This window comes from Kitasatospora sp. NPDC023385 (assembly GCF_055664045.1).
The window spans coordinates 288278-312651 of the sequence record NZ_JBVOOL010000003.1; the positions used below are offsets into that span (position 1 = coordinate 288278).

Genomic DNA, 24374 nt, shown 5'->3' on the forward strand with positions numbered 1-24374 from the left:
CTACTCCTTGGAGTTCTGGTCGGCAGGGACTGCGGGGGCTGAGGCTTCGGCCTCGGGGTCGTCGGATCCGGCGGCGGCTTCCCCGCCGTCCGGAGCCGGGGTGTCGTCCTCGTCCTCGTCGGAGGCGGGGGCGCCCTCGTCAGAGGCGGGGGCGGGGACGTCGTCGTCGGAGGCGGGGGCGTCGTCCTGGAGGTCCACGGCGAGTTCCGCGAGCTCCTCGGCGATCTTCGCCGACTCGCTGCGGGCCAGGCCGGCCAGCTCCACCTGGGTGCCGCCGCCCGGCAGGGCCACCGCCCGCACCCAGATCCGGCGGCGCTGGATGAACAGCGAGCCGATCAGTCCGAGGATCGCCAGCACGGCGCCGGCCAGGGCGATCTCGTTGCCGGGGCGGTGGGTGACGTTGAAGCTGGCCCACTGCTTGTAGCCCTCGAAGGTGACGGAGCCGTAGCCGTCGGGCAGGGTCCAGCCCTGGCCGGGCTTGAGCCGGGCCTTGGCCGGCTGGCCGTCCTGGGTCAGCTGGGTGAGCTTGCGGGTGTTGAGCTGGTAGACGTTCTGCGACAGGCCGGAGTCGGTGCCGAGGTCGCCCGCGAAGGCGTTCAGCACCAGTTCGGGGGAGGCGTCGCCGGGGAACAGCGAGACCGGGCCGGTGCGCTCGAAGCTCACCGGGGCGGTCGGCAGGAAGAAGCCGGAGAAGCCCAGCTGGGTCTTGGTGCCGTCGGGGCCGGCGCCGTAGTCGGAGACGTTCACCACGCCGGTGGAGGTCAGGTTGGCGTCCTGCGGCAGGAAGGGGACGGCGCCCTGGTAGACGACGTCGCCCCTGCCGTTGCGGACGGTGACCACCGGGGCGTAGCCGTGGCCGATCAGGTAGACCTTGCTGCCGCCGATCTCCAGCGGGTGGTTGACCTCGATCGTGGACTTCTTCAGCTTCGAGGTGTCGCTGCCCGCGGCGTACTCGACGTTCGCGGTGAACTGCCGGGCGGCGCCGATCTGGTCGCCCTTGGTCTGGAACTTGGACGTGAAGCCGTCCAGCTTCAGGTAGAACGGGTCGAGGTCCTGGTTGCCGTAGAACCGGGTGCCGTTGAAGTCGTCGAGCTGGGTGATGGTGTTCGCGTAGCCGTCGCCCTCGACCATCAGCTTGCCGCCCGTGCCCGAGGCCAGGCTCGCCCAGGCGAAGCCGCCGAGCAGTGCGAACAGCGACAGGTGGAAGAGCAGGTTGCCGACCTCGCGCAGGTAGCCCTTCTCGGCGGCCACCGAGCCGCCGGACACGTTGGCGCGGAAGCCGCGCCGGCGCAGCAGCCGGTGCGCGGCGGCGTGCACCGTGGCGACGTCCGCCTCGGTGCGCCAGACCGCGTGCACCGGCATCCGGGTCAGGATGCGCGGCGCGGCCGGCGGCTGGGAGCGCAGCACGCCGACGAACTGCCAGGTGCGCGGGACGATGCAGCCGGCCAGCGAGACGAACAGCAGGATGTAGATCGCGGAGAACCAGACCGAGCTGTAGACGTCGAACAGCTGGAGCTTCTCGTAGACCGGTGCGACCGCGGTGTGCTGGGCCTTCCAGGCCTCGACCTTCAGCTGGCCCTGGCCGTTCTGGTACTGCGGGATCAGCGAGCCGGGGATGGCGGCCAGCGAGAGCAGGAAGAGCAGGATCAGGGCGACCCGCATCGAGGTCAGCTGGCGCCACATCCAGCGCGCCCAGCCGAACGGCCCCATGCCGGCCGGGCCTTCGGACTCGACCGGCGCGGTGCTGAGGCGCTCGGCGGCGCTGTCCTCCGGCGCCGGCGGCTGCTCGGTCTCGGTCGTGGTGTTGCTCACGGTCAGATTCCGATCCGGAAGTCGGCGGTCCAGGACTGCAGTTGGCTCATCATGGCGTCCCAGGCCCCGGTGACGAGCAGCAGACCGACCACGACGAGCATGCCGCCGCCGATCCGCATCACGAGCGGGTAGTGGCGCTTGACCCACCCGAAGGCGCCCAGCGCCCGGCGGAAGGCCACCGCGGCCAGGACGAACGGTACGCCGAGGCCCAGGCAGTAGAAGGTCGTCAGCAGCGCGCCGCGCTGCGCGTCGGCCTGGTTGAGCGCGAGGTTCTGCACGGCGGTCAGGGTCGGGCCCATGCAGGGCGTCCAGCCGACGCCGAAGACCACCCCGAGCACCGGGGCGCCCAGCAGGCCGACGGCCGGGCGGCGGTGCGAGCGGACCTCGCGCATGCTCAGCCCGGGCACCAGGCCCATGAAGGCCAGGCCCATCACCACGGTGAGCGAGCCCAGCACGATGTCGATGGTCCGCTTGTAGTCCTGCAGCTCCTGGCCGAAGTAGCCGAACAGCGCGCCGGTGGAGACGAACACGGCGGTGAAGCCGAGGATGAACAGCAGCACGCCGAGCAGCATCCGGCCGCGCCGCGTGCCGCGGGCGTCGGCGAGGTCGGCGGCGGAGAACCCGGTCACGTACGAGAGGTAGCCGGGGACCAGCGGCAGCACGCAGGGCGAGAAGAACGACGCCAGGCCCGCCACCAGCGCGACGGGGGCGGCGACCAGCAGCGCGCCGCTCTGGACGGTCGACGTGGTGTCGGCGAGCTGGAGTCCGGCGGCGTGCAGGGGTCCGGCCGCGTGCAGGGGTGGCAGGCTCACTGCTTCTGCTCCGCGACCACCGGCTGCAGGATCGACTCCAGCGCGTCCTCGGTGGTGCCGCCGACGGCGCGGGCGGCCAGCCTGCCGTCGCGGTCGACGATCAGGGTGGTCGGGATGGACTGCGGGTTGAGGCTGCCCTTGGCGAACTTGAGCAGCTGGGCGCCGGCCGGGTCGAAGATGCTCGGGTAGGTGACGCCCTTCTCCTGCTCGAAGCGGACGGCGTTGTCCTTCTCGGTGTCCCGGGTGTTGATGCCGAGGAACTGCACGCCCTGGTCCTTGTACTTCTCCGAGACGGCCTGCAGGCTCTTCGCCTCGGCCCGGCACGGCCCGCACCAGGAGCCCCAGACGTTCAGCACGACGACCTTGCCCCGGTAGTCCGAGAGCTTGGCCTGGGCGCCCTCCAGGGTCTCCCCGGAGATGTCCGGCGCGGCCCCGCGCTGCCCGGCGTCCGCCGTGGACAGGTTGGTGCCCTTGACCGTGACGAAGCCGACCTGGCTCGCGCCGCCGCCCGACGAACCCGAGGAGGAGCATCCGGTGAGGGCGAGCGCAGCGGCGGCGGCAGTGGCGGCGGCTGCGGCGACACGGGGACGGGGGCGCGCCATGGCAGACATGTGAAAAGTTTCGCATGGAGTTCCGGGCAGGTTCGGGGGGGTCCTGCCTTGCGCGTCGCACCCCCTCTGACCTGGGACGAAATCGGGTCACCCGGCCTTTGCCGGGTGACCCGAAGTCATACTTACGCACCGCTTACGCGCGGGGGGCGACGGTCAGGCGCCGAAGCTCTTGCCCACCGGCTTGTCGCCCTTGCGGCCCTTGCCCACCAGGTGCGCGGGCAGCAGGTCGCGGGCCGGCTCGCGGTAGCCGACCGAGACGATCCGGTCGCCCTCGAAGGTGAAGCTGGTCAGCGAGGCCAGTGAGCACTGCCGCTTGCGCGGGTCGTGCCAGAGCCGGCGGCGCTCGACGAAGGAACGGACGGTCCAGATCGGCAGCTGGTGGCTGACGCACACCGCCTCGTGCCCGCGCGCGGCGTCCCGGGCGGCGCCGAGCGCACCCATCATCCGCACCGCCTGGTCGAGGTACGGCTCGCCCCAGGACGGCCGGAACGGGTTGGTCAGGTACTTCCAGTAGCCCGGGTTGCGCAGCGAGCCGTCGCCGACGCCGAAGGTCTTGCCCTCGAAGACGTTCTCCGCCTCGATCAGCCGCGCGTCCCGCGCGACGTCCAGGCCGTGCGCCTTGGCGATCGGCTCGGCGGTCTCCTGCGCCCGCTCCAGCGGCGAGGCCACCACGTGGGTGATGTCCCGGTCGGCCAGGTCCTCGGCCACCCGGTCGGCCATCCGCCGGCCCAGGTCGGACAGGTGGTAGTCCGGCAGGCGCCCGTAGAGCACGCCCTCCGGGTTGTGCACCTCACCGTGCCGCATGACGTGGACGACGGTGATCTCGTTGGCGCTCACTTCTCAGTACTCCTGGGGCTCGGGGTCGGCTAGGCCGTGGCGGCGGCAGCGGCGCGCGCGGCGGCCGGCAGGGCGGCGGCGATCCGCTCGATCGCCCGCTCGTCGTGGGCCGCCGAGACGAACCAGGACTCGAAGGCGGACGGCGGCAGGTAGACGCCCTCGGCCAGCATCGCGTGGAAGAAGGCGGTGAAGCGGAACGCCTCCTGGGTCTTCGCCTGGTCGTAGTCGGTGACCGGGGACTCGGTGAAGAACACCGAGAACATGTTCCCGGCGGTCTGCAGCCGGTGCGCCACGCCCTCCTTGGCGAGCGCCTCGGTGACCAGGCCGGAGACCTCGGCGGCGACCCCGTCCACCGTCGCGTACACCTCGTCGGTGCAGCCGCGCAGCTGGGCCAGGCCGGCCGCGGTGGCGACCGGGTTCCCGGACAGGGTGCCGGCCTGGTAGACCGGGCCGGCCGGGGCCAGGTGCGCCATCACGTCGGCGCGGCCGCCGAAGGCGGCGGCCGGGAAGCCGCCGCCCATGACCTTGCCGAAGGTCAGCAGGTCCGGCGCCCAGCCCTCGTTCGCCGCCTCCAGGCCGTACCAGCCGGCCCTGGAGACGCGGAAGCCCGTCATCACCTCGTCGGAGACGAACAGCGCGCCGTTGTCCCGGCAGAGCCGGGCCAGGCCCGCGTTGAAGCCGGGCAGCGGCGGGACGACGCCCATGTTGCCGGGCGAGGCCTCGGTGATCACGCAGGCGATCTCGCCCGGGTTGGCCGCGAAGGCCTGCTCGACGGCGGCCAGGTCGTTGTACGGCAGCACGATGGTGTCGCCGGCCTGGGCGCCGGTGACGCCGGGGGTGTCCGGCAGGCCGAAGGTGGCCACGCCGGAGCCGGCGGCGGCCAGCAGGGCGTCCACGTGGCCGTGGTAGCAGCCGGCGAACTTCACCACCTTCGCCCGGCCGGTGAAGCCGCGGGCCAGGCGGATCGCGGACATGGTGGCCTCGGTGCCGGAGGAGACCAGGCGGACCTGCTCGACCGGGGCGACCCGGGCGACGATCTCCTCGGCCAGCTCGACCTCGCCCTGGCCGGGCGTGCCGAACGAGGTGCCGTGGGCGACGGCCCGCTGGACGGCGTCGATCACCGCAGGGTGGGCGTGGCCGAGGATCATCGGACCCCACGAGCACACCAGGTCGACGTATTCGCGGCCGTCGGCGTCGGTGAGGTAGGGGCCGGTGCCGGACACCATGAAGCGCGGCGTACCGCCGACCGCGCGGAAGGCGCGCACCGGAGAGTTGACGCCGCCGGGCGTCACCACACTGGCGCGGTCGAACAGCGACTGGGACTGGGGGGCTTCGTAGGGGTAGCTCACAAAGGACATGGTCTCAAATCGTGTCCTTGTGCTCTGCATGTCGGACCCGATCATCTGGAACGATGATCCGGGCACCGTTGTCTGTACAGTCCGTACGGACGGGGGCCGCCGACTGCTCCGCGGGACGGACCAGTCAGACTGTGGACACAGGGTGCGCGAGCGCTCCGGTTGTGTGCAGGGGTGTGGAGAGGACTGCCGCGTACCGAGAGTGGGTACGGCGGCGCATGACGGGTAAGGAGCACGTCCGGAGGGACGCCGGACGTGCGGGGGTCTGTCGATTCCGGCGAATTCCGGTGAGGATGGTCCGAGTGTCCGAGGCGCAGGACGGCTACGACGAGGCCGCGGGGGGCTCCCCCCGCAGGCCCGCCGAGACCGCACGCGGGGGTACGGGAGCGGGTACGGGCCGTGGTCGTCGCGGCGGTGAGAGGCGGGGTGAGGGACGCGTGGGGGTGACCTACAAGTACTTCGGCGCCCCCGACCGCGCGACCGCCGCCAGAGTTCCCACCGCGCTCGGCCCGGGCGGGCTCGGCCTGGACGCCGGGGAGCTCGGCTCGCTGGGGCGGCTCGGCGACCTGATGGAGACCAGCGGCTCCCCCACCGGCCACCTCTCCACCAAGATCAAGCCGGAGACCATGAGCGCCATGGTCCTCACCGGCATCCAGGGCGTCCCGCTGCACCAGGTGCCACCGCTGGAACTCGTGGTGCTGCACCCGGACTACGCCGTCGTCCAGCTCCCCCAGAACGTCGTCGAACCGCTCCGCAAGGCCGACGAGACCGAGCTGGGCGCCGCCGCCTTCATCTGGTCCACCGTCCCGGACCGGCGCGGCCCGAGGGACGCCTTCGTGATCTACAGCATGCTGCACGAGTGGCAGGACTTCGCCAACCGGCTGCACGAGGCCGGGCACCAGCTGTACTGCCTGGTCTGGCCCTGACCCCCGCGCCGTACCGTTCCTGACCTTCCGTCGGATCCCGGCGGGAGGTCAGGCCGGCTGGAGGCAGCCGCCGTAAGGGAAAGAGCGCCGCACGGGAAAGGCCGCCGCCCTCGCGCGGGGGTTCGCGAGGGCGGCGGCCTGACCGGCGGAGCCCTGGGCGGGCTCCGCCGGTGGCATCAGGTGTCCGGTCAGCGGGGGGCGCCCCACCGGGGCGCGCGGCCGAGGTCGACCACAGTGGAGTGGTACGGCCGGTCGGCGAGGAACTCGGCGACCCGTCTCAGCACCTCGTTGGCCGAACGGAGTTCCTCGATCTCGGACTCCAGTCGAGCGATGCGTCGGGTGTGTGCCTCGCACATGCCGTACTCCTCCGGCTCGGTCATCGGCTACCGGCTATCCCTTGACGTTCCGCCGGGCCGATCCCACCAGGAACACCACCGCGAGCATCGCCGCGGACAGTGCCGTGATCAGCAGCGGGCTGGGACCGGCCGGCTTGCCGTCCACCCGGACCGCGCCCATGAAGTCCAGCGCCGCCACGTTGTTGACGAGGACGTACCAGATCGGCAGGTAGATCGCCTGGAAGACCCGGTGGGTGCGGCTCAGCACGCCCAGCGACATGGCGAGCGACGGGATGAACAGCACGCCGCCGATCCAGCAGGCCACGCCCGGGCCGTCACCCGCCGCCAGCATCCGCACCAGCGGGGCGACGCCCATCGCCGCGGTGAGCACCAGCCCGGACGCCCACTCGGCCAGCAGCCTGCGCCGGGCCGTCGGGTAGGCGCCCAGCAGCACCTCCAGGCCGTTCTCGACCTGCTGGCTGCCCAGCCTCGACCAGATCAGCACCGGCCACAGCCACACGCCGGGCAGCAGCATGCCGGTCACGGTGTCCATCGGCAGTGCGAAGCCGGCCACGGTGAGCGCGCCGGCCACCGCCCACCACCAGGGCGAGACGCCCTGCAGCAGGATCCGGACCTCGCCGGCCAGCAGGCGCCCGAAGGCCGCGGCCCGGGTCGGCTCGGTCTGCGGGAGCTCACCCGGAGCGGTGGACCACGTGGTGGCCGGGGCCGGCTCCGGCACGGCGGTGCCGAAGGGCTCGACCGCCGGGGAGGCGGACTCGCCGCCCGCGCCGGCCTTGGCCGGGACCAGCGACCCGGCCGCGCGGGCCGGGTCGAACCGGCCGAACCAGAGCGTCGGCAGCAGGGCGACGGCGCAGGCCAGCAGGACCAGCACCACCCGGCCGAGGACGAAGCCGCCGGACGGGTCGAAGCCGTCCCAGACGAAGGTGCCCAGCGGCTTGCTCACCTTGGTCAGGCCGAGGCTGAACCCGCCCCCGCCGGACTGCACGTGCTGGTCCCCCAGCGCCGCGTTCATCGACTGCGCGACCTGGTGCACACCGAGGCCGCCGAACGGGGCGGAGCCGGACTGGCCGCCGATCGAGATCACCAGGGCCAGGACGAACCAGACCACGTTCCCGAAGCCGGCCCGCAGCAGCGGCACCGTCTCGAACAGGATCGCGGCAGCGGCGGTCAGCGCCATCAGCGGCAGCGAGAGCAGCACGAACGGCTCGACCAGGGCGACCGGGTCGACCGAGCGGTTCTCGCCGCGGGCCAGCTGCATCACCAGGGCGGTGACCGCCAGCACGCCGGTCATCGAGGCGAGCACCAGCAGGTTGCTCAGGAACTTGGCGAGCAGGTAGCTCGACGTCCGCAGCGGGGTGGCGGCCAGGATCTGGCCGACCCGGCTGGTCTCGTCCCGCGCGATGCCGCTGCGCACCACGTAGAAGCCGCCGAAGGTGAGCCAGAGCGCCCCGGCGAGGGCGGTGACCGCACCGACGTAGGCGCTGTTGTAGACGCCCCGGTTGCCGCCGACGTCCATGATCGCCCAGGTGCTGTCCACGTTCGGGACGGCCAGGTAGCCGAGGCCGATCGCGGCCAGCAGGGTCACCGCGTAGGCCGGTCGGCGCACCCGGTCGCGGAAGTCGCCGACCGCCAGCCCGGCGAGGAGGCGCGCGTTCACCACCGCACCGCCTGCTGCTCGGCCGGAGTCCGCTCGGCGGGCCGGTGGATGATCCCCAGGTAGGCGTCCTCGAGGTCGGGCGAGACCCGGACCGCGTCCCGGGTGGGCGGGGTGGCGGCGAGCACCCGCAGCCGCACCCCGTTCGCGGTCCGCACCATGCGGCTGACCACGTGCCGGGCCTGCACGGTCGGCACCTCGGCGGGGGCGACCATGACCTCCCAGACCTGCCCGTCGATCTCCCGGAGCAGCTCGTCGGGCGCGCCCCGGCGCAACAGCCGGCCCTGGGCGACCACGGCGATGTCGGAAGCGACCGACTCGACGTCGGAGACGATGTGGGTGGAGAGCATCACCACCCGGTCGGCCGCGAGGTCGCTGAGCAGGTTGCGGAAGCGCACCCGCTCCTCCGGGTCGAGGCCGGCCGTCGGCTCGTCGACCACGATCACCTTGGGGTCGGCCAGCAGGGCCTGGGCGATGCCGACCCGGCGGAGCATGCCGCCGGAGTACTTGCCGAGCGGGCGCTTGACCGCCTCGGTGAGGTTCACCAGCTGGATCAGCTCGTCGATCCGGGCCCGGGCGGAGCGCGCGGAGAGGCCCTTGGCCGCCGCCAGGTAGGACAGGAACTCCCGCGAGGTCAGGTTCGGGTAGACCCCGAAGTCCTGCGGCAGGTAGCCGAGTTCGCGCCGCAGGCGGTCCGGGTTGGCGACCACGTCGGTGCCCTCGTAACGGACCTGGCCGCTCGTGGGCTTGGTGACCGTGGACACGATCCGCATCAGCGAGGACTTGCCGGCGCCGTTGGGCCCCAACAGGCCCAGCATGCCCGGGTTCAGGTGCATCGTCATGTCGTCGACGGCGCGCTTGCCGCCCTTGTACACCTTGGTGATGTCGATCAGTTCGAGCATTGTCATCTTCTTCCCCGTCGGACCGGCCGGCCTCAGCCCTTCAGGTCCGTCTCTTTGCCGTCGCGCGTCACGGCGACGCCGCGCGGGACCTCGACCCGGAACTTGGCGTCACAGTTCGCCAAGCCGGTGCACTGCGCCTGGAGTTCGAGCGTTCCGTTCTCCAGCTTCCAGACCTCCTTGGCGTCACCCACCTTGGAGCCCTTGTCGAACCAGCGGGTGACCTTGACGTCCTTGCGGTCGGCCGGGACGAGGTCGGTGGGGATGCCGTGCGACGAGACGTTCAGGGACTTGGCGCTGAACTCGAAGGTCTTGTCCTCGGGCGTGCTGTCCCCGGCGTTGGCGCAGCCGGTCAGCGGAACGAGGGCGGCGACGGCGAGGGCGAGCAGGGCGGGTACGGCTTTCTTGCGCGAGACCACCGGGTCCTCCGAGAGGCTGGGATTGGGCACGGTTGAGAGCTTCGTCGATCCGCGGCCCGCTGCCATCTGCCGTTCGGCAGATATTGCCGCTATTTCGGCGCCGGCCGGGCCGACCGGCCGGGGCCGTCCGGGCCGTCCGAGGCGTTCAGGGCGGGGCCGTCCGGGGCGGCCGGGTCGGGGCGCAGCGGCAGCACGCCGCAGACCCGCCAGCCCCCGTCGTGCGGGCCGGCGGACAGGTCGCCGCCGAGGGCGGTGATCCGCTCGGCCAGGGCGGCCAGGCCGGTGCCGCCGCCACCGGGGCGGCGGGCCAGGCCGCCGGAGCCGCCCTGCCGTCCGCTGTCGGTGACGGTGACCCGCAGGGCGGGGCCGTGGATGCGGGCCACCTCGACCGCCAGCCGGCCGGCGCCCGGGGCGTGCCGGCGGATGTTGGTCAGCGCCTCCAGGACGACCCGGTAGGCGGCGTCCTCGATCTCCCGCGGCGCCGTCCCGGCCAGGCCCGGCTCCAGGTCGAGGGCGCCGCCGACCTGGCCGGAGGCCAGGAAGCGGTCGACCAGCTCGGGCAGGTCGGCGAGGCCGTGGACCCTGGTCGGGGGCGGTTCGGCGGCGGTCGGCGCCTCCGGGTCGCGCAGTGTCTGCAGGGTGTGGTCCATCGAGTCCAGCGCCCGCAGCCCGGCCGCCTCCAGCCGGCCCAGGAGTTCCCTGGTCTGCTCCTCGTCGTACACCCCGACCTGGGCCGCCTGTACCTCCAGCAGGATGCCGGTCACCTCGTGGGCGACGAAGTCGTGGAGGTCCCTGGCCACTTCGAGCCGCTGCTCCCGGCGGGCCCGCTGCACCGCGCGGGCGCGGCGGTCGTCGTTCGCCCGCAGGTAGAGCCCGACGCCGACGGCGCAGGCGGCCGGGAACATCGCCAAGGCGACGGCGACCACGGACGGGCCGAGCACGGCCTGGGGCAGCCGGAGGGTGAAGCGCAGCGGGAGCGCCATCAGCGCCAGGGCCAGCGCCGAGCCGACCAGCGCCGCCCGGCGGACGTCCGCCCGCCGGATCACCCCGCCGACCAGCACCAGCACGGACCCGAACTCGAACGGGAGCCACGGCAGTACGAGCCCCTGCTGCCCGGGGTAGCCGATGTCGACGGCGATCGACAGCGCCGCGACCAGGCCGGCCGCCAGGACCGGGGAGACCGGTCCCAGCGGTCGGCGCAGGATCGCGACCGCCATCGCCAGGACGGCGACGAGGGCCACCGCCCAGGCGCTCGGCGGGGCGATCGCCGCCGGAGCGGCGACCAGGATCGTCGCCGTCGCGCACACCGTGCGGCGGCGGTGCGAGTCAGGCATCAGTTCGGTCTGCACGGGGCCGAGCCTACGCACGGCGTACGGCCGGCGCGGCCCCATGCAGATGACCGCCGATCAGACATCTGCCATTCGACAGATCTTTCGGACGCGTGCGCACGGCACAATGGCCTGACGGGCGGTCACGCCGGGGTCGGTGCCGGCGCCGGTACGGCCCAGGGCCTGGACCAGCGGCGCATGACCGGCCGCTCCACCAGGACGTTCATCACCCAGGCCAGCAGCAGCGACAGCAGGAAGGCGGCGGCGAGGAGTGCGATGCCGGCCGTCATGCCGTAGCTGCGGCCGACCAGGTCGCCGTCCTTCTCGACGGTGCCCAGGGCCAGGTGCCCGTACTTGAGCACCGGGTTGTGCAACAGGTAGAAGGCGAAGGAGAGTTCGCCGAGCCGGACGACGAGGCGGTGGTTCAGCACCGTGCGCCGGCCGGCCGTGTCGGCGACGGCGAGGGAGGCGGTGAGCAGAGCGACCGGAATCACGGTGGCGGCGCTCGTCCGGTACAGGTAGGGCAGTTGCTGTCCGATCCAGTAGCCGGCCACCACGAGCGGAGCGGCCACGTACGGCCGCATCCAGTCGATCCAGCGGCCGGTCAGGACGATCCGCGCCAGCATCATGCCGATCAGGCACTCCGCCAGGCGGGCCAGCGGGAAGAAGTACACCAGCCAGTACTGGCCGATCGACACCCCGAAGAGGGGCATCGGCCGGTCGTCGTGGACGAAGTTCTGGGCCACCGCCGGCACCAGGGCGACGACCAGCACGCAGGCGCCGGCCCAGGCCCAGAGCCGACCCGGCCGGATCCGCTCGACCAGCCGGTACAGCAGCGGGAAGAGCGCGTAGACGGCCAGGTCCACCGAGAGGGACCAGGTGACGGAGTTGCCGATGTCGAAGTAGGCGGGGTCGGGTATCCAGGCCTGGAGCAGCAGGGCCTGGGCGCCGAGCCCCTTCCAGTCGGGCAGGTCGCCGTAGTGGCTGATCAGCAGGATCACCGCGACCAGGGCGACCAGGTGGCTGGGGAACACTCTGAACAGCCGCCTGCGCCAGAATCTCCGGGCGCGGTCGGTCGGGCGGTACCCCCAGGTGAGCACGAAGCCGCTGAGGACGAAGAAGTACGAGACCGCGACGTGCCCGGAGGTGCCGACGCCGTTCAGGAAGTCCCAGTCCGCCTGGGTGTCGGTGAAGATTCCTTCCAGTGAACTGTGGAAGAGGAAGACCGGAATCATCGCGAGGAACCGGAGGCCGGTCAGCGAATCCAGTCGGATGCCTTTTTCTCGATTGCGCATGGGATGCCTTTCGCGGTTTCGGTGCTGTGTTTGCACCGGACCGGCCACCCCTGATCCGCGAGTTCTTCGGCACCCGCCGGCCGGAGGAATTCCTCACTCTGCCAATCGACCGGTCGCATATCCCATCTCGAAGGCGCGCACGGCGATTCCGACCCGGTTCTTGACGCCCAGCTTGCGCTGAATGCTGGCCACATGGGTCTTCACCGTGCCCGCCGAGATGAACAGTTCACCGGCGATGTCGGAGTTCGTCTTCCCCTCGGCCACCTTTCCGGCGATCTCCGTCTCCCGCCCGGTGAGCGGCTCGACCAGGGCCGAGCCGCCCGGTCGGCCGCCGGTGACGTGTTTGAGCAGCCGGACCGTGATGGACGGACTGATCAGGCTGTCGCCCGCCACCGCGGCCCGGACCGCCTCGACCAGCAGCGTCGGGCCCGAGCGTTTGAGCAGAAAACCGGAGGCGCCGTGGCGCAGCGCCGGGTACACGTACTCGTCGAGATCGAAGGTGGTGACGACGACGACCTTGATCGGCGGCGCCGCCGAGGGGCCGGCGAGCAGACGGACGACTTCCAGCCCGTCCATGCGTGGCATCCGGATGTCCACCAGTGCCACGTCGGGCCGGAGTTGGCGCGCCGCTTGCACTGCCGCGACGCCGTCCTCCGCTTCGCCGACCACCTCCATGTCCGGCTGGTTCTCAAGGATCCGCCGCATACCGCGGCGGACCATCTCCTGGTCGTCTGCGAGCAGTAATCGAATGGTCACAGGCAGGAATTCTGTCACACCGGCGGATCGGAGGACCCGGTCCGCCGGATGGGGCCGGGGCCCCGTCAGCCCTGCCGGGCCGCCAGGCTCGCGGGCCGCATGTCCGTCCAGTTGGCGTTGACGTAGGCGATCGCGGCCTCACGGTCGGCGTCCGCCAGGACCGTCCGCCAGCCGGCCGGTACGTCCGCGAAGACCGGCCACAGCGAGTGCTGGCCCTCGTCGTTCACCAGGACGTGGAAGGTGCCGTCGGGGTCGTCGAAGGGGTTGGGGGTGCTCATCGGTGCGCCTCCTCAGGCCGGGATCTCGGTGCGTTGGTGGCTGCGGAACGGCATCGGCGCGAGCTCGCGGCTCTGCAGCAGGGCCATGCCGAGCGTGGTGAGGGTGTGCAGTGCCGTGTTCCGGTTGCGCGCGGTGGTGATCAGGCCGGCCCGGCGCAGGACCGCCGCGTGCTTGCTGGCGCCGGCCAGCGATATGCCGAGGCGTTCGGCGAGTTCACCGGTGGTGCAGCTGTCGGTGAGCGCCTGGAGCGCCGCGGCCCGGGTGTGGCCGACCAGGGCTCCGAGCGCCTGCTCGTCCGACTCCCACGCGTCCCAGATACCGGGCTTGGCGGCCGAGCCGATCGGGAAGAACACGGCGGGCCCCCCGGCCTCGCGGTCGTCGTCGATGAACACGCAGGACGGGTCGTTGAGGAAGAAGGAGGGGCTCAACACCAGCCCCCGCCCGCCGAGGTGGACGTCGCGGTCCGGCCCGCCGCGGACCTCGAGGACCGGCGCGTTCCAGCGCAGCGTCGGGTGGATGGCGCTCAGCAGCCGCTCCGAACCGTGGGCGATCGCGATCCGCCCCCGGGCGTCCCGCACCCGCTCCAGCTGCGGCCTGATCTCGTTCCAGTACGGCAGGACCGCGACCTGGGTGAACCTGCCCAGCAGCGCCGCCGGCCCGGACGGCCCCTCGCCGTACCCGGACGGGCCCAGCAGTTCGGTCAACTCCGTTAAGCTCGACGCCTGCTGGGCGAGTAACTCCAGCTCGGCGGTGCGCGTCCGCAGCGCGGCGCGGACCCGCATGCGCCAGGGGTGGAACACGACGCTACCGCTGTGGCTGAACCGGTGGAGGGCGAAGATGCCCTCGGTCAGCGGGCCCAGGCCCGCGACCATTCGCAGGCGGGCCAGATCCTCGACAGTGAAATGAATTCTCAACACAAAGCATCCCCCGTAGTCGCTGTCTTCGGCTGGTTCAGGCCTCGCCGCTCCTCAGGACTCGTCCACCGCGCAGCGTCTCGGCGTACGAGAACACGTGACCGGCACCGACTTCGATCGGCGCGAGCCCCGCGAAATCCGCACCCAGGACATCGAGGAATCCCATCTCGGCGGTCCCCGACCACACTTCCGAGAACTCCACACCTGATACCTGGGACGCCACGAGAGTCGGCCTCATCTGACTGGTCATGGTCCAGTCTGGAAAGTGCAAATTGTGCGCTAACGGTACTGGCCGTGGTAGTTGAACACCACCTGCGCGGTGGCGGCGGCCGGGCCGGCCGGGTCCTTCAGGTACCGCAGGGCGCCGTGGCCCAGGCCGTTGCCGGGCACCGCGCGCAGTTGGCGCCGGACCGAGCGGGCGAGCGACGGCCAGTCGGCGTCCGGCTCGGGCAGTTCCAGGGCGACCGGGTAGAGCGTGGTGAACCAGCCGACGGTGCGGGAGAGTTCGAGGTCGTCGAAGATCTCCTCCCGGCCGTGGCCCTCGAGGTCGATCAGCACCTGCCGCTCCCCGGTCCAGCCGGCGAGGGTACGGGCCAGGGCGGCGAGCAGCAGGTCGCGGGCGGAGGTGCGCAGCCGGCCGACCGCGCGCAGGAACTGCGTGGTCTCCGCCGGCTCCAGGGCCACCGTCACGGTGTCCACCGAGCCGGCCAGGTTCGGCCCGTCGCCGTCCCGGGGCAGGTCGGCGGCCGGCCGGACGGCCTCCCAGTACGGTGCCTCCCGGTCGAAGCCGCCCTCCCGGGTGTGCCGTCGCAACTGCTCGGCCCAGCGGCGGAAGGAGGCGCTGCGCAGCGGGGGCGCGGCCGGCTCACCGCTGCGCCGGGCCCGGTAGGCGCTCTGCAGGTCGTCCAGCAGGATGCGCCAGGAGACCGCGTCGACCACCAGGTGGTGTGCGGTGAGGAAGAGCCGGGGCCGCCGGCCCGTTCCCAGGTCGAACCAGAGGGCGCGCAGCAGCGGTCCCTCCCGCAGGTCCAGGGCGGCGTCCGTGTCGGCGGCCAGCCGGTCCATCTCCGCGGCCTGGTCCGGCTCGGGGTGCTGCGACAGGTCGTGCCGCCGCAGCAGGTCGACCGCTTCGGCGGCGACCGCGTACTGCTGCCAGCCCTCCGCGGTGTGCCGGTAGCGCAGGCGCAACGCGTCGTGCCGGGCGGGCAGTTCGGCCAGGGCGGCGCGCAGCGCGGGCTCGTCCACGTCGTCGGCCAGTTCGATCAGCACCGACTGGGTGAAGTGGTGCGGGGCCACCGGGTCGGCGCCGAGGAAGGCGGCCTGGATCGGGGTCAGCGGCACCTCCCCGGTGGCCGGCTCGTCCTGCTCCGGTTCGTCGGCCGTCTCGGGGGTGACCACCTCGGCGAGCCGGGCGATGGTCGGGTGCAGGAAGAGGTCCCGGGAGACCACCCGCAGGCCGGCCCGCCGGATCCGGTGGACCAGCTGGATGCTGAGGATGGAGTCGCCTCCCGACTCGAAGAAGTCGTCGGTCACGCCGACCCGTTCGAGGCCGAGGACGTCCGCCCAGAGGTCCGTGAGGAGCAGCTCGGTCGGGGTGCTCGGCGCCACGTACGTGCCCGCTGCGGCCTCGGCCGTAGCCGGGCAGCCGGTCGGCCAGCAGCTCGCGCAGCCGCGACGGCGACGGCACGGCGGCCGCCGGCTCGGCGGGCACCAGGTAGGCGACCAGCCGGCGGTCCCCCGGGCGGTCCTCCCGGACCAGTACCGCGGTCGCACCGATCGTCGGCTCGCGCTTCAACGCGGCCTCGATCTCGCCGAGTTCGATCCGGAAGCCGCGCAGCTTCACCTGGTCGTCGCCGCGCCGCAGGTACTCCAGCGAGCCGTCGGCGCGCAGCCGCACCAGGTCGCCCGAGCGGTACATCCGCTCACCCGGCGCTCCGAACGGGCAGGCCACGAAGCGGCCGGCGGTCAGGTCGGGCCGGTTGGCGTAGTTGCGGGCGAGCCCGGGGCCGGCCACGTACAACTCGCCGGTCGCGCCCGGCACCACCGGCCGCAGCCCGGCGTCCAGGACGTGGAAGTCCAGGTCCGGGATGGCCGTACCGATGTCGCTGCCGGCAGCCGCGGCCGCCCCGGCCTCGTCGAGTGCGACGAAGGAGGCGTGCACGGTGGTCTCGGTGATCCCGTACATGTTGACCAGGGTCGGGGCGGTGTCGCTGTGCCGCGCGTACCACTCCCCGAGCCGGCCGAGGTCCAGCGCCTCCCCGGCGAAGACCACCCAGCGCAGGGCCAGCCGGGCGCTCAGCTCCGGCTCGGCGCGGTCGGCGGGCATCAACTGGTAGAAGGCGGACGGGGTCTGGTTCAGCACCGTGACCTGCTCGTCGGCCAGCAGCCGCAGGAAGTCGGCGGGCGAGCGGGTCACCGCCTGCGGCACCACCACCAGTCGGCCGCCGTGCAGCAGGGCGCCCCAGATCTCCCACACCGAGACGTCGAAGGCGAAGGAGTGGAAGAGCGGCCAGACGTCGTGCTCGTCGAAGCCGTACCAGTGCGCGGTCGAGGCGAACAGCCGCACCACGTTGCCGTGCGGGATCACCACGCCCTTGGGCCGCCCGGTGGAGCCCGAGGTGTAGATGACGTACGCGGGGTCCTGCGGGCTGCGGCCGGCCGTGGGCAGGGCCGTCGTCGCCGCCGCGGCCACCGCCGCGGCCGTGCCGGGGTCGTCCAGGGTCAGCCAGTGGCCGTCCGTCCGGAGCCCGGCGAGCGCCCCGCCCACCTCGGCGGTGGTCAGGGTGAGCACCGGCCGGGCGTCCGCCAGCACGTAGGCGATCCGCTCGGCCGGGTACTCGGGGTCGATCGGCACGTAGCCCGCACCGGACTTGAGCACCGCGAGGACGGCCACCAGCATCTCGGCCGACCTCGGCAGCACCAGCGCGACGAACCGCTCGGGGCCGGCCCCCTCGGCGACCAGCAGCCGCGCCAACGCGTCGGACCTGGCGTCCAGTTCCGCGTACGTCAGCGACTCGTCGCGGTACGTCAGCGCGATCCGGTCCGGCGTCCGGGCCGCCTGCTCGGCGAACAACCGGTCCAGGCAGCGATCCTGTGCCACACCCATCGGAACTACTCCTCCTCGGCCTTCGGCCTGTTCTGCGGGGCTGCGACTCACGGGTGTCCGCGGTCCGTCACTCGTACGCGCCGAGATGGCGGTACGCGGGCCAGAGCGCCTTCCACGGCGCGCGCGGCCCCCGGCAGACCGAGACCTGCCGGCCCTGCTCCGGATTGCTGACGTCCAGCCCGTTGTCGAGCGGGGCGGCGGCCACGCACCGCTCGAAGTCGGCGGTCAGCCGGGCCTGGTCGACCCCCACGGTGACCACCACGTCCGCGGTGTCGGGCGGCGGTCCCCAGTCGTGGAGCTCGTTGTGCCCGCTGTAGACCTCGGGCAGGCGGTACTTGCCGCCGAAGCGGTCCAGCGCGCCGGCCTCGCCGAAGTTGCCCGCCAGCAGCACCGCGCGGGCCTTCTCCTCGGCCGGCAGCCCGTCGTACACCGCCGCCACCTGGGCCACCGTGGTCGGCCAGCCGACCGTCTCCAGGGCCATGCTGTTGAACGCCGCCCGGTGCAGCGACTTCTCCGGGACCAGCGGCAGCGTCAGCAGCAACTGGACCAGCGAGGTCAGCACCAGTCCGGCCGCCACCACCGGCAGCCGCCGCCGGCCGCGGGCGATCCAGCGGTCGGCCCGGATCGCCCCGACCGCGAACAGCGTGATCAGGAATCCGCCGGTGTAGTCCGGCCGGCCGCCCTCGATCATCAGCGCGGCGACCGTCGCCACCAGGTAGCCGACCGCCACCGCCCGCACCGGGCGCCACTCCCGCTTGCGGAACAGCCCGATCAGGCCGGCGATCCAGAACACCGCCAGACCCGGGCCGAGCAGCAGCAGCAGGTTCGAGACGAACAGCGAGCGGTTCGCGGAGCCGTCGCTGGCGCCCAGCGCGTGCGCCATCTGGATCTGCGGGAAGTCGTGGGTGATCTGGTAGACCAGGTTCGGCGCCCCGATCACCAGCGTCAGCGCCATTCCCAGGTAGAGCCGCCGGTCCCGGAAGACCTGCCGGGGCCCGACCAGGGCCAGGCCGAGCAGCAGCGACACCGGCAGCAGCAGCACCATGTACTTGGCGTACAGCGCCACCCCGCACACCACACCGGCCCAGATCCACCACCGGCCGTCCCGCCGCAGCAGCGCCCGCAGCACGAACAGCATCACCAGGCACCAGGCCACCGTGTCCAGGCTGCTGGTCAGGATCCAGTGGCCGACGCTCAGCACCATCACCGAGCTGCCGAGCCCGAGCGCCGTCATCAGCTGCGCCCGCCGCGAGGCTCCGAGCTCGGCCGCGATCAGCGAACCGAGCACCACCACCGCCGCCGCGCACAGCACGGCCGGGACGCGGATCGCCCAGAGGCTGTCCCCCAGCAGCAGCGTGGCCGCCCGGACCACCATCGGCAGCGCCGGCGGCTGGTCCACGTAGCCCCAGGCCGGCCCCCGGGCACCGAGCATCCGGAAGTACAACTCGTCTGCGTCGTAACCGTATTCGTTGATGAACAGCAGTAGTACGATCGCCGTCCCGGCCGCCACCGCGGCCACCGGGCGCCAGGCCGTCGCCGTGGCCGGCGGGGGGACCTCGGCTTCCCGTCGTTCGGAGAGCCGTGTCTCGTCTGTTCCAGTGGTAGCCATCACAACCCTCACGTACCGGTAGGTCTGCCGACACTTGGGCAGGCCGGACGCCGGGCGTCACGACCCGTGCCGATCCTCCTCGAACTACCGAGCGAGGCTCCACCTGTTTGACTCGTCCGCTAAACAGCTGCTCCCGGACGCCCTTTGACGGGTTCATCTCCACCCTGTGGCTGATGCCGCCTCAGCCTTTCGGTGGACCTGGGCACCGCGCCCGGCTGCCTAGCCTGAGGAGGTGCATCGACTCAACGGCTGGCTGCGCACCCGCCCGATGACGGTCAGCGCCGGCTGGGCCGGGCTGCTGTCGGCCGTCGGACTGCTGCACGCGGCACAGTTCACCGGACCGCGACTGGCCTGGCAGGTGGCCTCGACCCTGCTGCTGGCCGCACTGCTCGCCGTCCGGCTCCGGGCCCCCGGCCCGGCCACGGTCGGCGGCGTCCTGCTCGGGGCCGGCCAGCTCGCCCTCGGCGTCCCGGCGGGCCCGGCGGGCGCCGGCTACCTCGTCCTGGCGTACAGCGCCGCCGCGTACGGCCCGGTCTGGGCCCTGCGCCTCGCGCTGGCCGCCGGTACGCTGGCCGGCCCGCTGGCCGTCCTGCGCTTCGACCCCGGCGGGCCGGCGGACGGCCTGCCGCGGACGGTCCTGCTCTCCGGGTTCCTGGCCTCCCCGTTCGTGCTCTGCTGGGCCTGGGGACGGCTGGCCCGGGTCCGCCGCGCCTACCTGACCGAGCTGGAGGACCGCGCCGCCCGGCTGGAACGCGAACGCGACGCCCGGGCCAAGGTCGCGGTCGCCGCCGAACGCGCCCGGATCGCCCGCGAGCTCCACGACGTCGTCGCCCACAAGGTCTCGGTGATGATCGTCCAGGCCGACGGCGCCGCCCACGTCCTCGACGGCTCCCCTCGGCAGGCCAAGGAAGCCCTCGGCACGATCGCCGCCACCGGCCGCCAGGCACTCGTCGAGATGCGCCGCCTGCTCGGCGTCCTGCGCACCTCCGACACCAGGGCCGACGAGTACGTCCCGCAACCCGGCGTCGAGGAACTCCCGGAGCTGCTGGACCAGGTCCGCACCGCCGGGCTGCAGGTGGACTACGCGACCTCCGGGCACCCCCGCGACCTACCCCGCGGCGTCGAGCTCACCGTCTACCGGATCGTCCAGGAGGCGCTCGCCAACGTCCGCAAGCACGGCGGCCCCGACGCCCACGCCCGGGTCGCGGTCGACTTCGGCGAACGCGAACTGGCCGTCCTGGTCGAGGACGACGGACGCGGCAGCACCGACGGGCACCTGGCCACCGGCGGCACCGACGGCCTCGGCCACGGCCTGATCGGCATGCGCGAACGCGTCGGCATGGTCAGCGGCAGCCTCGACGTCGGCCCCCGCCCCGGCGGCGGCTTCCGGATCCGCGCCGTCCTCCCGCTGACGACCCCGTCCTGACCGGTCCCCCGCCGCCACCCCGGGCGGCCGCGGGGGACCGGCGAGGCGGCTCAGCCCCGGGAACGGCGGGGTCGGCGTACCGTGCGCTCGCTCTCCGCCGGCTCCGCGAGGTGGCCGCCCACCAGGTGCGTCAGAGCCGAGACGAACACCTCGCGCTCGGGCTGCGGCAGCGCCTCCAGCAGGTCGCGGTGCACCCGGTCGGCGATCGCGGTGCCCCGCACCACGGCCCGGCCGCCCGCCTCGGTGACCGAGACGATCCGGGCCCGGCGGTCGGTCGCGGACGGGCGGCGCTCGGCCAGGCCCGCCTTCTCCAGCTCGTCGACGGTGACCACCATGGTGGTCTTGTCCAGGTCCGCCAGCTCGGCCAGCTGGATCTGGGTGCGCTCGGCCTCCTGCGCGTGGAACAGCACGCTGTACGCGCGGGGGGTGATCCCGAGCTCGGTGAAGGCGGCCGCCATCCGCGTCGCCAGCACGTGGCTCGCGTGGTCCAGCAGGCCGGAGATGTCGCTGATCTGGCGCACGGGCGGGGTCGTCGTCATACGTCCGAGATTAGCAACGGCCCGTCTGCTGCCGGATGATCCCGTTGCCAACCAACGCCGGGTCTACGGGATGCCCAACTCGAACAGCGCATAGCCCGCGTACCAGCCCGCCGCGAGGACGGGCATCGCCAACAGCCCGACCAGCGAGGAGGTCCGCACCCGGCGCAGCGCCACCGCCAGTCCGATGAACAGCGGGAAGGCCGGCAGCAGGTAGCGCGAGATGTTGCCGAAGATCTGGTTGCTGCTCAACGCCAGGACCAGGGTGAGCCCGGTGTAGACCCACAGGACCAGCGGCGGCCGGACGCGCCGGAGCAGCACCAGCAGGCCCGGCAGGGACATCAGCAGGGCGATCGCGATCAGGTCCGGCACGGGGTTGGACTGCCAGAAGTCCCAGTGGCCGGTGATCACGTCCATGATCGTGCGGACGGTGGAGGCGCCGCCGTCGAAGTAGCGGTTCCAGGCGCCCTGCTGGAGCTTGAAGTAGCCGCCCCAGTCGCCCATCCGCCAGCCGACCCAGGCGACGTAGCCGATCAGGCCCCACGGCGTGACCAGCATCGCGGTCAGCGGGCGGGCCACCCCGTCGGTCCGGCGGACCAGCGCCACCAGCGCGGCGATCGACACGGCGGCGATCAGCGCGGCGGCGGTCGGCCGGTTCAGGCCCGCCACCAGCGCCAGCATACCGGCGGCGAGCCAGCGGCGGGTCATCACGCAGTAGCAGGCCCAGGCGGACAGCGCGACGAACAGCGAGTCCGAGTAGACCGCCCACTCCACCCCGGACCCGGGGAACAGGCCCCAGAACACCGCCGCGATCACACCCGCCCGGAAGCCGCCGAGCCGCTCCGCGATCGCGAAGATCCCGGCCGCCGCGACCAGCGAGGCGAGCACCGAGACCGCGATCCCCGAGCCGTACGGGCCGAGCCCGGTGACCGCGCCGACCAGCCGCATCAGCCACGGGTAGAGCGGGAAGAAGGCCGCCGAGTTCTCGTAGTAGGTGGCGAGCGGGAAGCCGTGCAGCGGGATCAGCTGCGGGTCGTACCCGTTCTCGGCGATCCGCTGGTACCAGACGCCGTCCCAGGTGCCCAGCACGTCCCACGGGTTGGCGCCGCCGCCGCGGCCCGGCTGCTTCTTCAGGTAGTCGCCGGTGTGCGAGAGCAGCAGCAGGAAGACGGTCAGGCCGATGGCCTTGACCACCGCGTAGGCGCCCAGGGCGGGCGCGAAGCGGTCCACCAGTGCCCCGAACCGCCCGGCTGCCCGGCCCGTCCGTTCCTCGGGCGGCCCGGCCGTCGCCGCGGCGGGCGCCCCGGGCTCGGTGCTGGACGACTCGGTGCTCGATGCCGTGCTCATCTGCTCTGGGTACTCCCCGCCCCGCTCGTGGTTCCGCGCGGCTCCGGCGCAACGATTTTCCCGTGAGCCTACGGCACGCCCCCGGCACACCGGCCGACCCCCGCCCGCCCGGAAAACCCCTGGCGCCCACCCCCGGACGCCCGCGACGATGCCGCCCATGCCGAACCCCGCCCCACCCCGCCGCATCCGGGCTGGCCGGGCGGGTGCGGCTGGAGCGGGATCCGGCGCTGCTGCCCGTCGAGACGGCGTACCCGCTGGACGCGGCCGTCGCCGCCCGGTTGGGGGCGGCGACGGGGTGAGCGGCGGTGCGGGCGGGATCGGTGATCAGCCCTTGACGTAGACGATGCCGAGCTTGGTGAGCCGCCAGAGCTGCCCGGCGGCCCCGGTGTCGGCGGCGAGCACGACGGACGGGTTGCCCTTGGCGTCGGCGGGGCCGGCGGCGGACAGCACCTTGGTACGGTCCTGGGAGTCGGCGATCTTGTAGCGGCCGTCGCCGGCCGGCTCGAACAGCCAGTGTTGGTTGCCGCCGCCGTTGCAGCCCCACTGCTGGATCCGGGTGCCGGGGGCGGTGGAGGCGGCGTCGGCGTCCAGGCACATGGCGCGGTTGCCGCTGAAGTCGAGCTCATAGCTGCCGCCGGCCTTGGCCTCCAGGACGAAGGACTGGTTGAGGCCGCCGGTGGCCGGATAGGTGATGGCGGCCCGCCCGTCGGCGGAGTCGCCGTAGGTGCCGCCGCCGGTGAGGTCGAGGGCGTTGCCGGTGGCCGCGTTGGTGAGCTGGTACCAGGAGCCGTCCTCCGGGGTGTCGGGGAAGGGCTGTCCGGGGGTGAGCGGCTGGATGGACGTGGTGTTCTGCTGGTTGAGGGTGCAGTAGGCCTGGGTCAGTTCGGGCCGGGCGTAGAACTGGCCGAGGCAGACGCCTTCACCGCGGTAGCCGGCGACCCGCAGGTGGTACGACTGGCGGACCATGTTCATGCACAGCCCGGGGATGCCGATCTGCGAGTCGCAGCCGTTGCGCGCCCATTCGGCGAGGTTGATGACGTCCCCGTTGCTGTACTCGTACGGGGAGCTGGTCCACTCCGCGCAGACCTCGTGCCCGAAGGCGACTCGCCGCTGGTCCAGGTAGCGGACGCCGGGCACCTGCTCGGCCGCGCCGCGCAGCGCGTCGCTGAAGGTCGGCACCACCCAGTTGTGGCCCCAGGCGAGGTCCTCGGGGAAGGCCGGGCAGCCGTCGGCGATCTTGCCGAGGTAGTCGTTGCGCCGGATGTCCGGGGTGATCGGGTTGAAGTACGACTGGTAGACCAGCTGGTACGACGAGTCGGCGTAGCCGGCCTTGCGCATGGTCTGGCGGATGTTCTGCAGTGCCGCGACCACCTTGGGCTGGACGCCCTTGGCGCGTCGGAGGATCTCGTCGCTGCCGATGGTGTCGCGGCAGCCCTGGTCCTTGGGGACCGGGAAGTACTGCGCCAGGCAGTGCATCATGACGCCGCTGAAGTCGAAGTCGTCGTTGGCGCCGATCGTGACGACGACCAGTTTGACGTCGTACTTGGACGCGGTGTCGGCGAGTTTGACGTCCTGTTTGGGTTCGCCGTAGTCGCCGCTGCCGGGGCCGGTGATCCTGGCCAGGTCCGGGTCGCTGACGAGGTCGCCGGTCTGCGCGCCGGAGCAGGCGAGGTCGATCGGGGTGACGCCGGGGATGTCGGAGACGAAGATCTCCGACTTGGGGTGGCGGTGGCAGTAGTTGGTGGGGCTGTCGGTCTCGGGGAAGTAGCCGTCGTTGGTGTCGGTGCCCGCGCCCTCTCCGGAGATGGCGCTGTCGCCGAGGGCGACGACGGCGGCCGGGCGGGTGGCGGCGGGCGCCGGGGCGGGGTCGGCGAGGGCGGCGGGGGTGCCGGCCAGGCCGAGGGTGGCGACGAGGGCGCCGACTGCGAGCAGCACGGCCGGTGTTCGGAACCTGGTCACACGCGACTCCTTGCGGGGGTGGGGAACCGCCCGGCCGGGGGCGCCGAGCGGCGCGGACCAAGGGGAGGAGCAAGGGAGGAGCAAAAAGGTGAGCAGGACTCGCATTCTAGGTACTGACAAGTAGTCCAACAAGGCTTG

General features: G+C 72.6%; 22 protein-coding genes and 1 pseudogene. 2 read left to right on the top strand and 21 right to left on the bottom strand.

Annotated elements, in window-relative coordinates:
• The 5 genes from resB to hemL form a co-directional block, all read right to left on the bottom strand.
• Positions 1 to 1812, bottom strand: a complete 1812-nt coding sequence (gene resB / locus AC0B61_RS07280; protein WP_471739615.1) for a cytochrome c biogenesis protein ResB — start codon at positions 1810 to 1812, stop codon at positions 1 to 3.
• A gap of 2 nt (positions 1813 to 1814) precedes the next feature.
• Positions 1815 to 2624, bottom strand: coding sequence for a cytochrome c biogenesis CcdA family protein (locus AC0B61_RS07285; protein ID WP_471739616.1), 810 nt, complete (start codon positions 2622 to 2624; stop codon positions 1815 to 1817).
• Entirely contained in the window at positions 2621 to 3235 is a 615-nt protein-coding gene (locus tag AC0B61_RS07290; RefSeq protein ID WP_471739617.1) for a TlpA family protein disulfide reductase, read from the bottom strand. The genes AC0B61_RS07285 and AC0B61_RS07290 overlap by 4 nt, the downstream gene beginning before the upstream one ends.
• A 153-nt stretch (positions 3236 to 3388) precedes the next feature.
• Entirely contained in the window at positions 3389 to 4039 is a 651-nt protein-coding gene (locus AC0B61_RS07295; protein ID WP_471739792.1) for a histidine phosphatase family protein, read from the bottom strand.
• Between the two features lie 62 nt (positions 4040 to 4101).
• Positions 4102 to 5430 (bottom strand): glutamate-1-semialdehyde 2,1-aminomutase, encoded by a 1329-nt coding sequence (gene hemL, locus AC0B61_RS07300; protein ID WP_471739618.1) that lies wholly within the window; start codon positions 5428 to 5430, stop codon positions 4102 to 4104.
• A 290-nt stretch (positions 5431 to 5720) separates the two neighbouring features.
• Here hemL and AC0B61_RS07305 point away from each other — a divergent pair, with 290 nt between their 5' ends.
• Positions 5721 to 6353: a hypothetical protein gene (locus tag AC0B61_RS07305; protein ID WP_471739619.1), complete on the top strand. Its 633-nt coding sequence runs from the start codon at positions 5721 to 5723 to the stop codon at positions 6351 to 6353.
• 188 nt (positions 6354 to 6541) lie between these two features.
• On the opposite strand, the gene AC0B61_RS07310 is transcribed toward AC0B61_RS07305, so the two are convergent.
• From AC0B61_RS07310 to AC0B61_RS07370, 13 genes and pseudogenes are all read right to left on the bottom strand, one after another.
• Positions 6542 to 6733, bottom strand: coding sequence for a hypothetical protein (locus AC0B61_RS07310; protein ID WP_471739620.1), 192 nt, complete (start codon positions 6731 to 6733; stop codon positions 6542 to 6544).
• Between the two features lie 10 nt (positions 6734 to 6743).
• A complete protein-coding gene (locus tag AC0B61_RS07315) occupies positions 6744 to 8366 on the bottom strand; it encodes an ABC transporter permease (RefSeq protein ID WP_471739621.1) in 1623 nt (540 codons plus the stop codon).
• Entirely contained in the window at positions 8363 to 9265 is a 903-nt protein-coding gene (locus tag AC0B61_RS07320) for an ABC transporter ATP-binding protein (protein WP_471739622.1), read from the bottom strand. Before AC0B61_RS07320 ends, AC0B61_RS07315 begins: the two co-directional genes overlap by 4 nt.
• 32 nt (positions 9266 to 9297) lie before the next feature.
• Positions 9298 to 9711 carry a hypothetical protein gene (locus AC0B61_RS07325; protein WP_471739623.1) on the bottom strand — a complete coding sequence of 138 codons (414 nt, stop codon included), beginning with the start codon at positions 9709 to 9711 and terminating at the stop codon, positions 9298 to 9300.
• 59 nt (positions 9712 to 9770) lie between these two features.
• Positions 9771 to 11030: a sensor histidine kinase gene (locus AC0B61_RS07330; RefSeq protein WP_471739624.1), complete on the bottom strand. Its 1260-nt coding sequence runs from the start codon at positions 11028 to 11030 to the stop codon at positions 9771 to 9773.
• A 122-nt stretch (positions 11031 to 11152) separates the two neighbouring features.
• Positions 11153 to 12304, bottom strand: a complete 1152-nt coding sequence (locus AC0B61_RS07335) for an acyltransferase family protein (RefSeq protein WP_471739625.1) — start codon at positions 12302 to 12304, stop codon at positions 11153 to 11155.
• A gap of 93 nt (positions 12305 to 12397) precedes the next feature.
• The gene (locus AC0B61_RS07340; protein ID WP_471739793.1) at positions 12398 to 13060 is read right to left on the bottom strand and encodes a response regulator; all 663 of its coding nucleotides are present in this window, start codon (positions 13058 to 13060) and stop codon (positions 12398 to 12400) included.
• A 65-nt stretch (positions 13061 to 13125) separates the two neighbouring features.
• A complete protein-coding gene (locus AC0B61_RS07345) occupies positions 13126 to 13338 on the bottom strand; it encodes an MbtH family protein (RefSeq protein ID WP_471739626.1) in 213 nt (70 codons plus the stop codon).
• A 12-nt stretch (positions 13339 to 13350) separates the two neighbouring features.
• Positions 13351 to 14253, bottom strand: coding sequence for an ArsR/SmtB family transcription factor (locus tag AC0B61_RS07350; protein WP_471739627.1), 903 nt, complete (start codon positions 14251 to 14253; stop codon positions 13351 to 13353).
• 37 nt (positions 14254 to 14290) lie between these two features.
• Positions 14291 to 14455, bottom strand: coding sequence for a hypothetical protein (locus AC0B61_RS07355; RefSeq protein ID WP_471739628.1), 165 nt, complete (start codon positions 14453 to 14455; stop codon positions 14291 to 14293).
• 77 nt (positions 14456 to 14532) lie between these two features.
• Positions 14533 to 15702 (bottom strand): condensation domain-containing protein, encoded by a 1170-nt coding sequence (locus AC0B61_RS07360; RefSeq protein WP_471739794.1) that lies wholly within the window; start codon positions 15700 to 15702, stop codon positions 14533 to 14535.
• 6 nt (positions 15703 to 15708) lie between these two features.
• Positions 15709 to 17335 (bottom strand): annotated as a pseudogene (locus AC0B61_RS07365) (amino acid adenylation domain-containing protein); the annotation flags it as partial.
• Between the two features lie 91 nt (positions 17336 to 17426).
• A complete protein-coding gene (locus AC0B61_RS07370) occupies positions 17427 to 18968 on the bottom strand; it encodes an ArnT family glycosyltransferase (protein WP_471739629.1) in 1542 nt (513 codons plus the stop codon).
• A gap of 232 nt (positions 18969 to 19200) precedes the next feature.
• Here AC0B61_RS07370 and AC0B61_RS07375 point away from each other — a divergent pair, with 232 nt between their 5' ends.
• Positions 19201 to 20394 carry a sensor histidine kinase gene (locus AC0B61_RS07375; RefSeq protein ID WP_471739630.1) on the top strand — a complete coding sequence of 398 codons (1194 nt, stop codon included), beginning with the start codon at positions 19201 to 19203 and terminating at the stop codon, positions 20392 to 20394.
• 50 nt (positions 20395 to 20444) lie between these two features.
• On the opposite strand, the gene AC0B61_RS07380 is transcribed toward AC0B61_RS07375, so the two are convergent.
• The 3 genes from AC0B61_RS07380 to AC0B61_RS07390 form a co-directional block, all read right to left on the bottom strand.
• Positions 20445 to 20933, bottom strand: a complete 489-nt coding sequence (locus AC0B61_RS07380) for a MarR family winged helix-turn-helix transcriptional regulator (protein WP_471739631.1) — start codon at positions 20931 to 20933, stop codon at positions 20445 to 20447.
• Between the two features lie 63 nt (positions 20934 to 20996).
• Entirely contained in the window at positions 20997 to 22277 is a 1281-nt protein-coding gene (locus AC0B61_RS07385) for a hypothetical protein (RefSeq protein WP_471739632.1), read from the bottom strand.
• Between the two features lie 324 nt (positions 22278 to 22601).
• On the bottom strand, positions 22602 to 24236 hold the full coding sequence (locus tag AC0B61_RS07390; protein ID WP_471739633.1) for an RICIN domain-containing protein: 1635 nt from the start codon (positions 24234 to 24236) through the stop codon (positions 22602 to 22604).
• Positions 24237 to 24374: the final 138 nt, after the last annotated feature.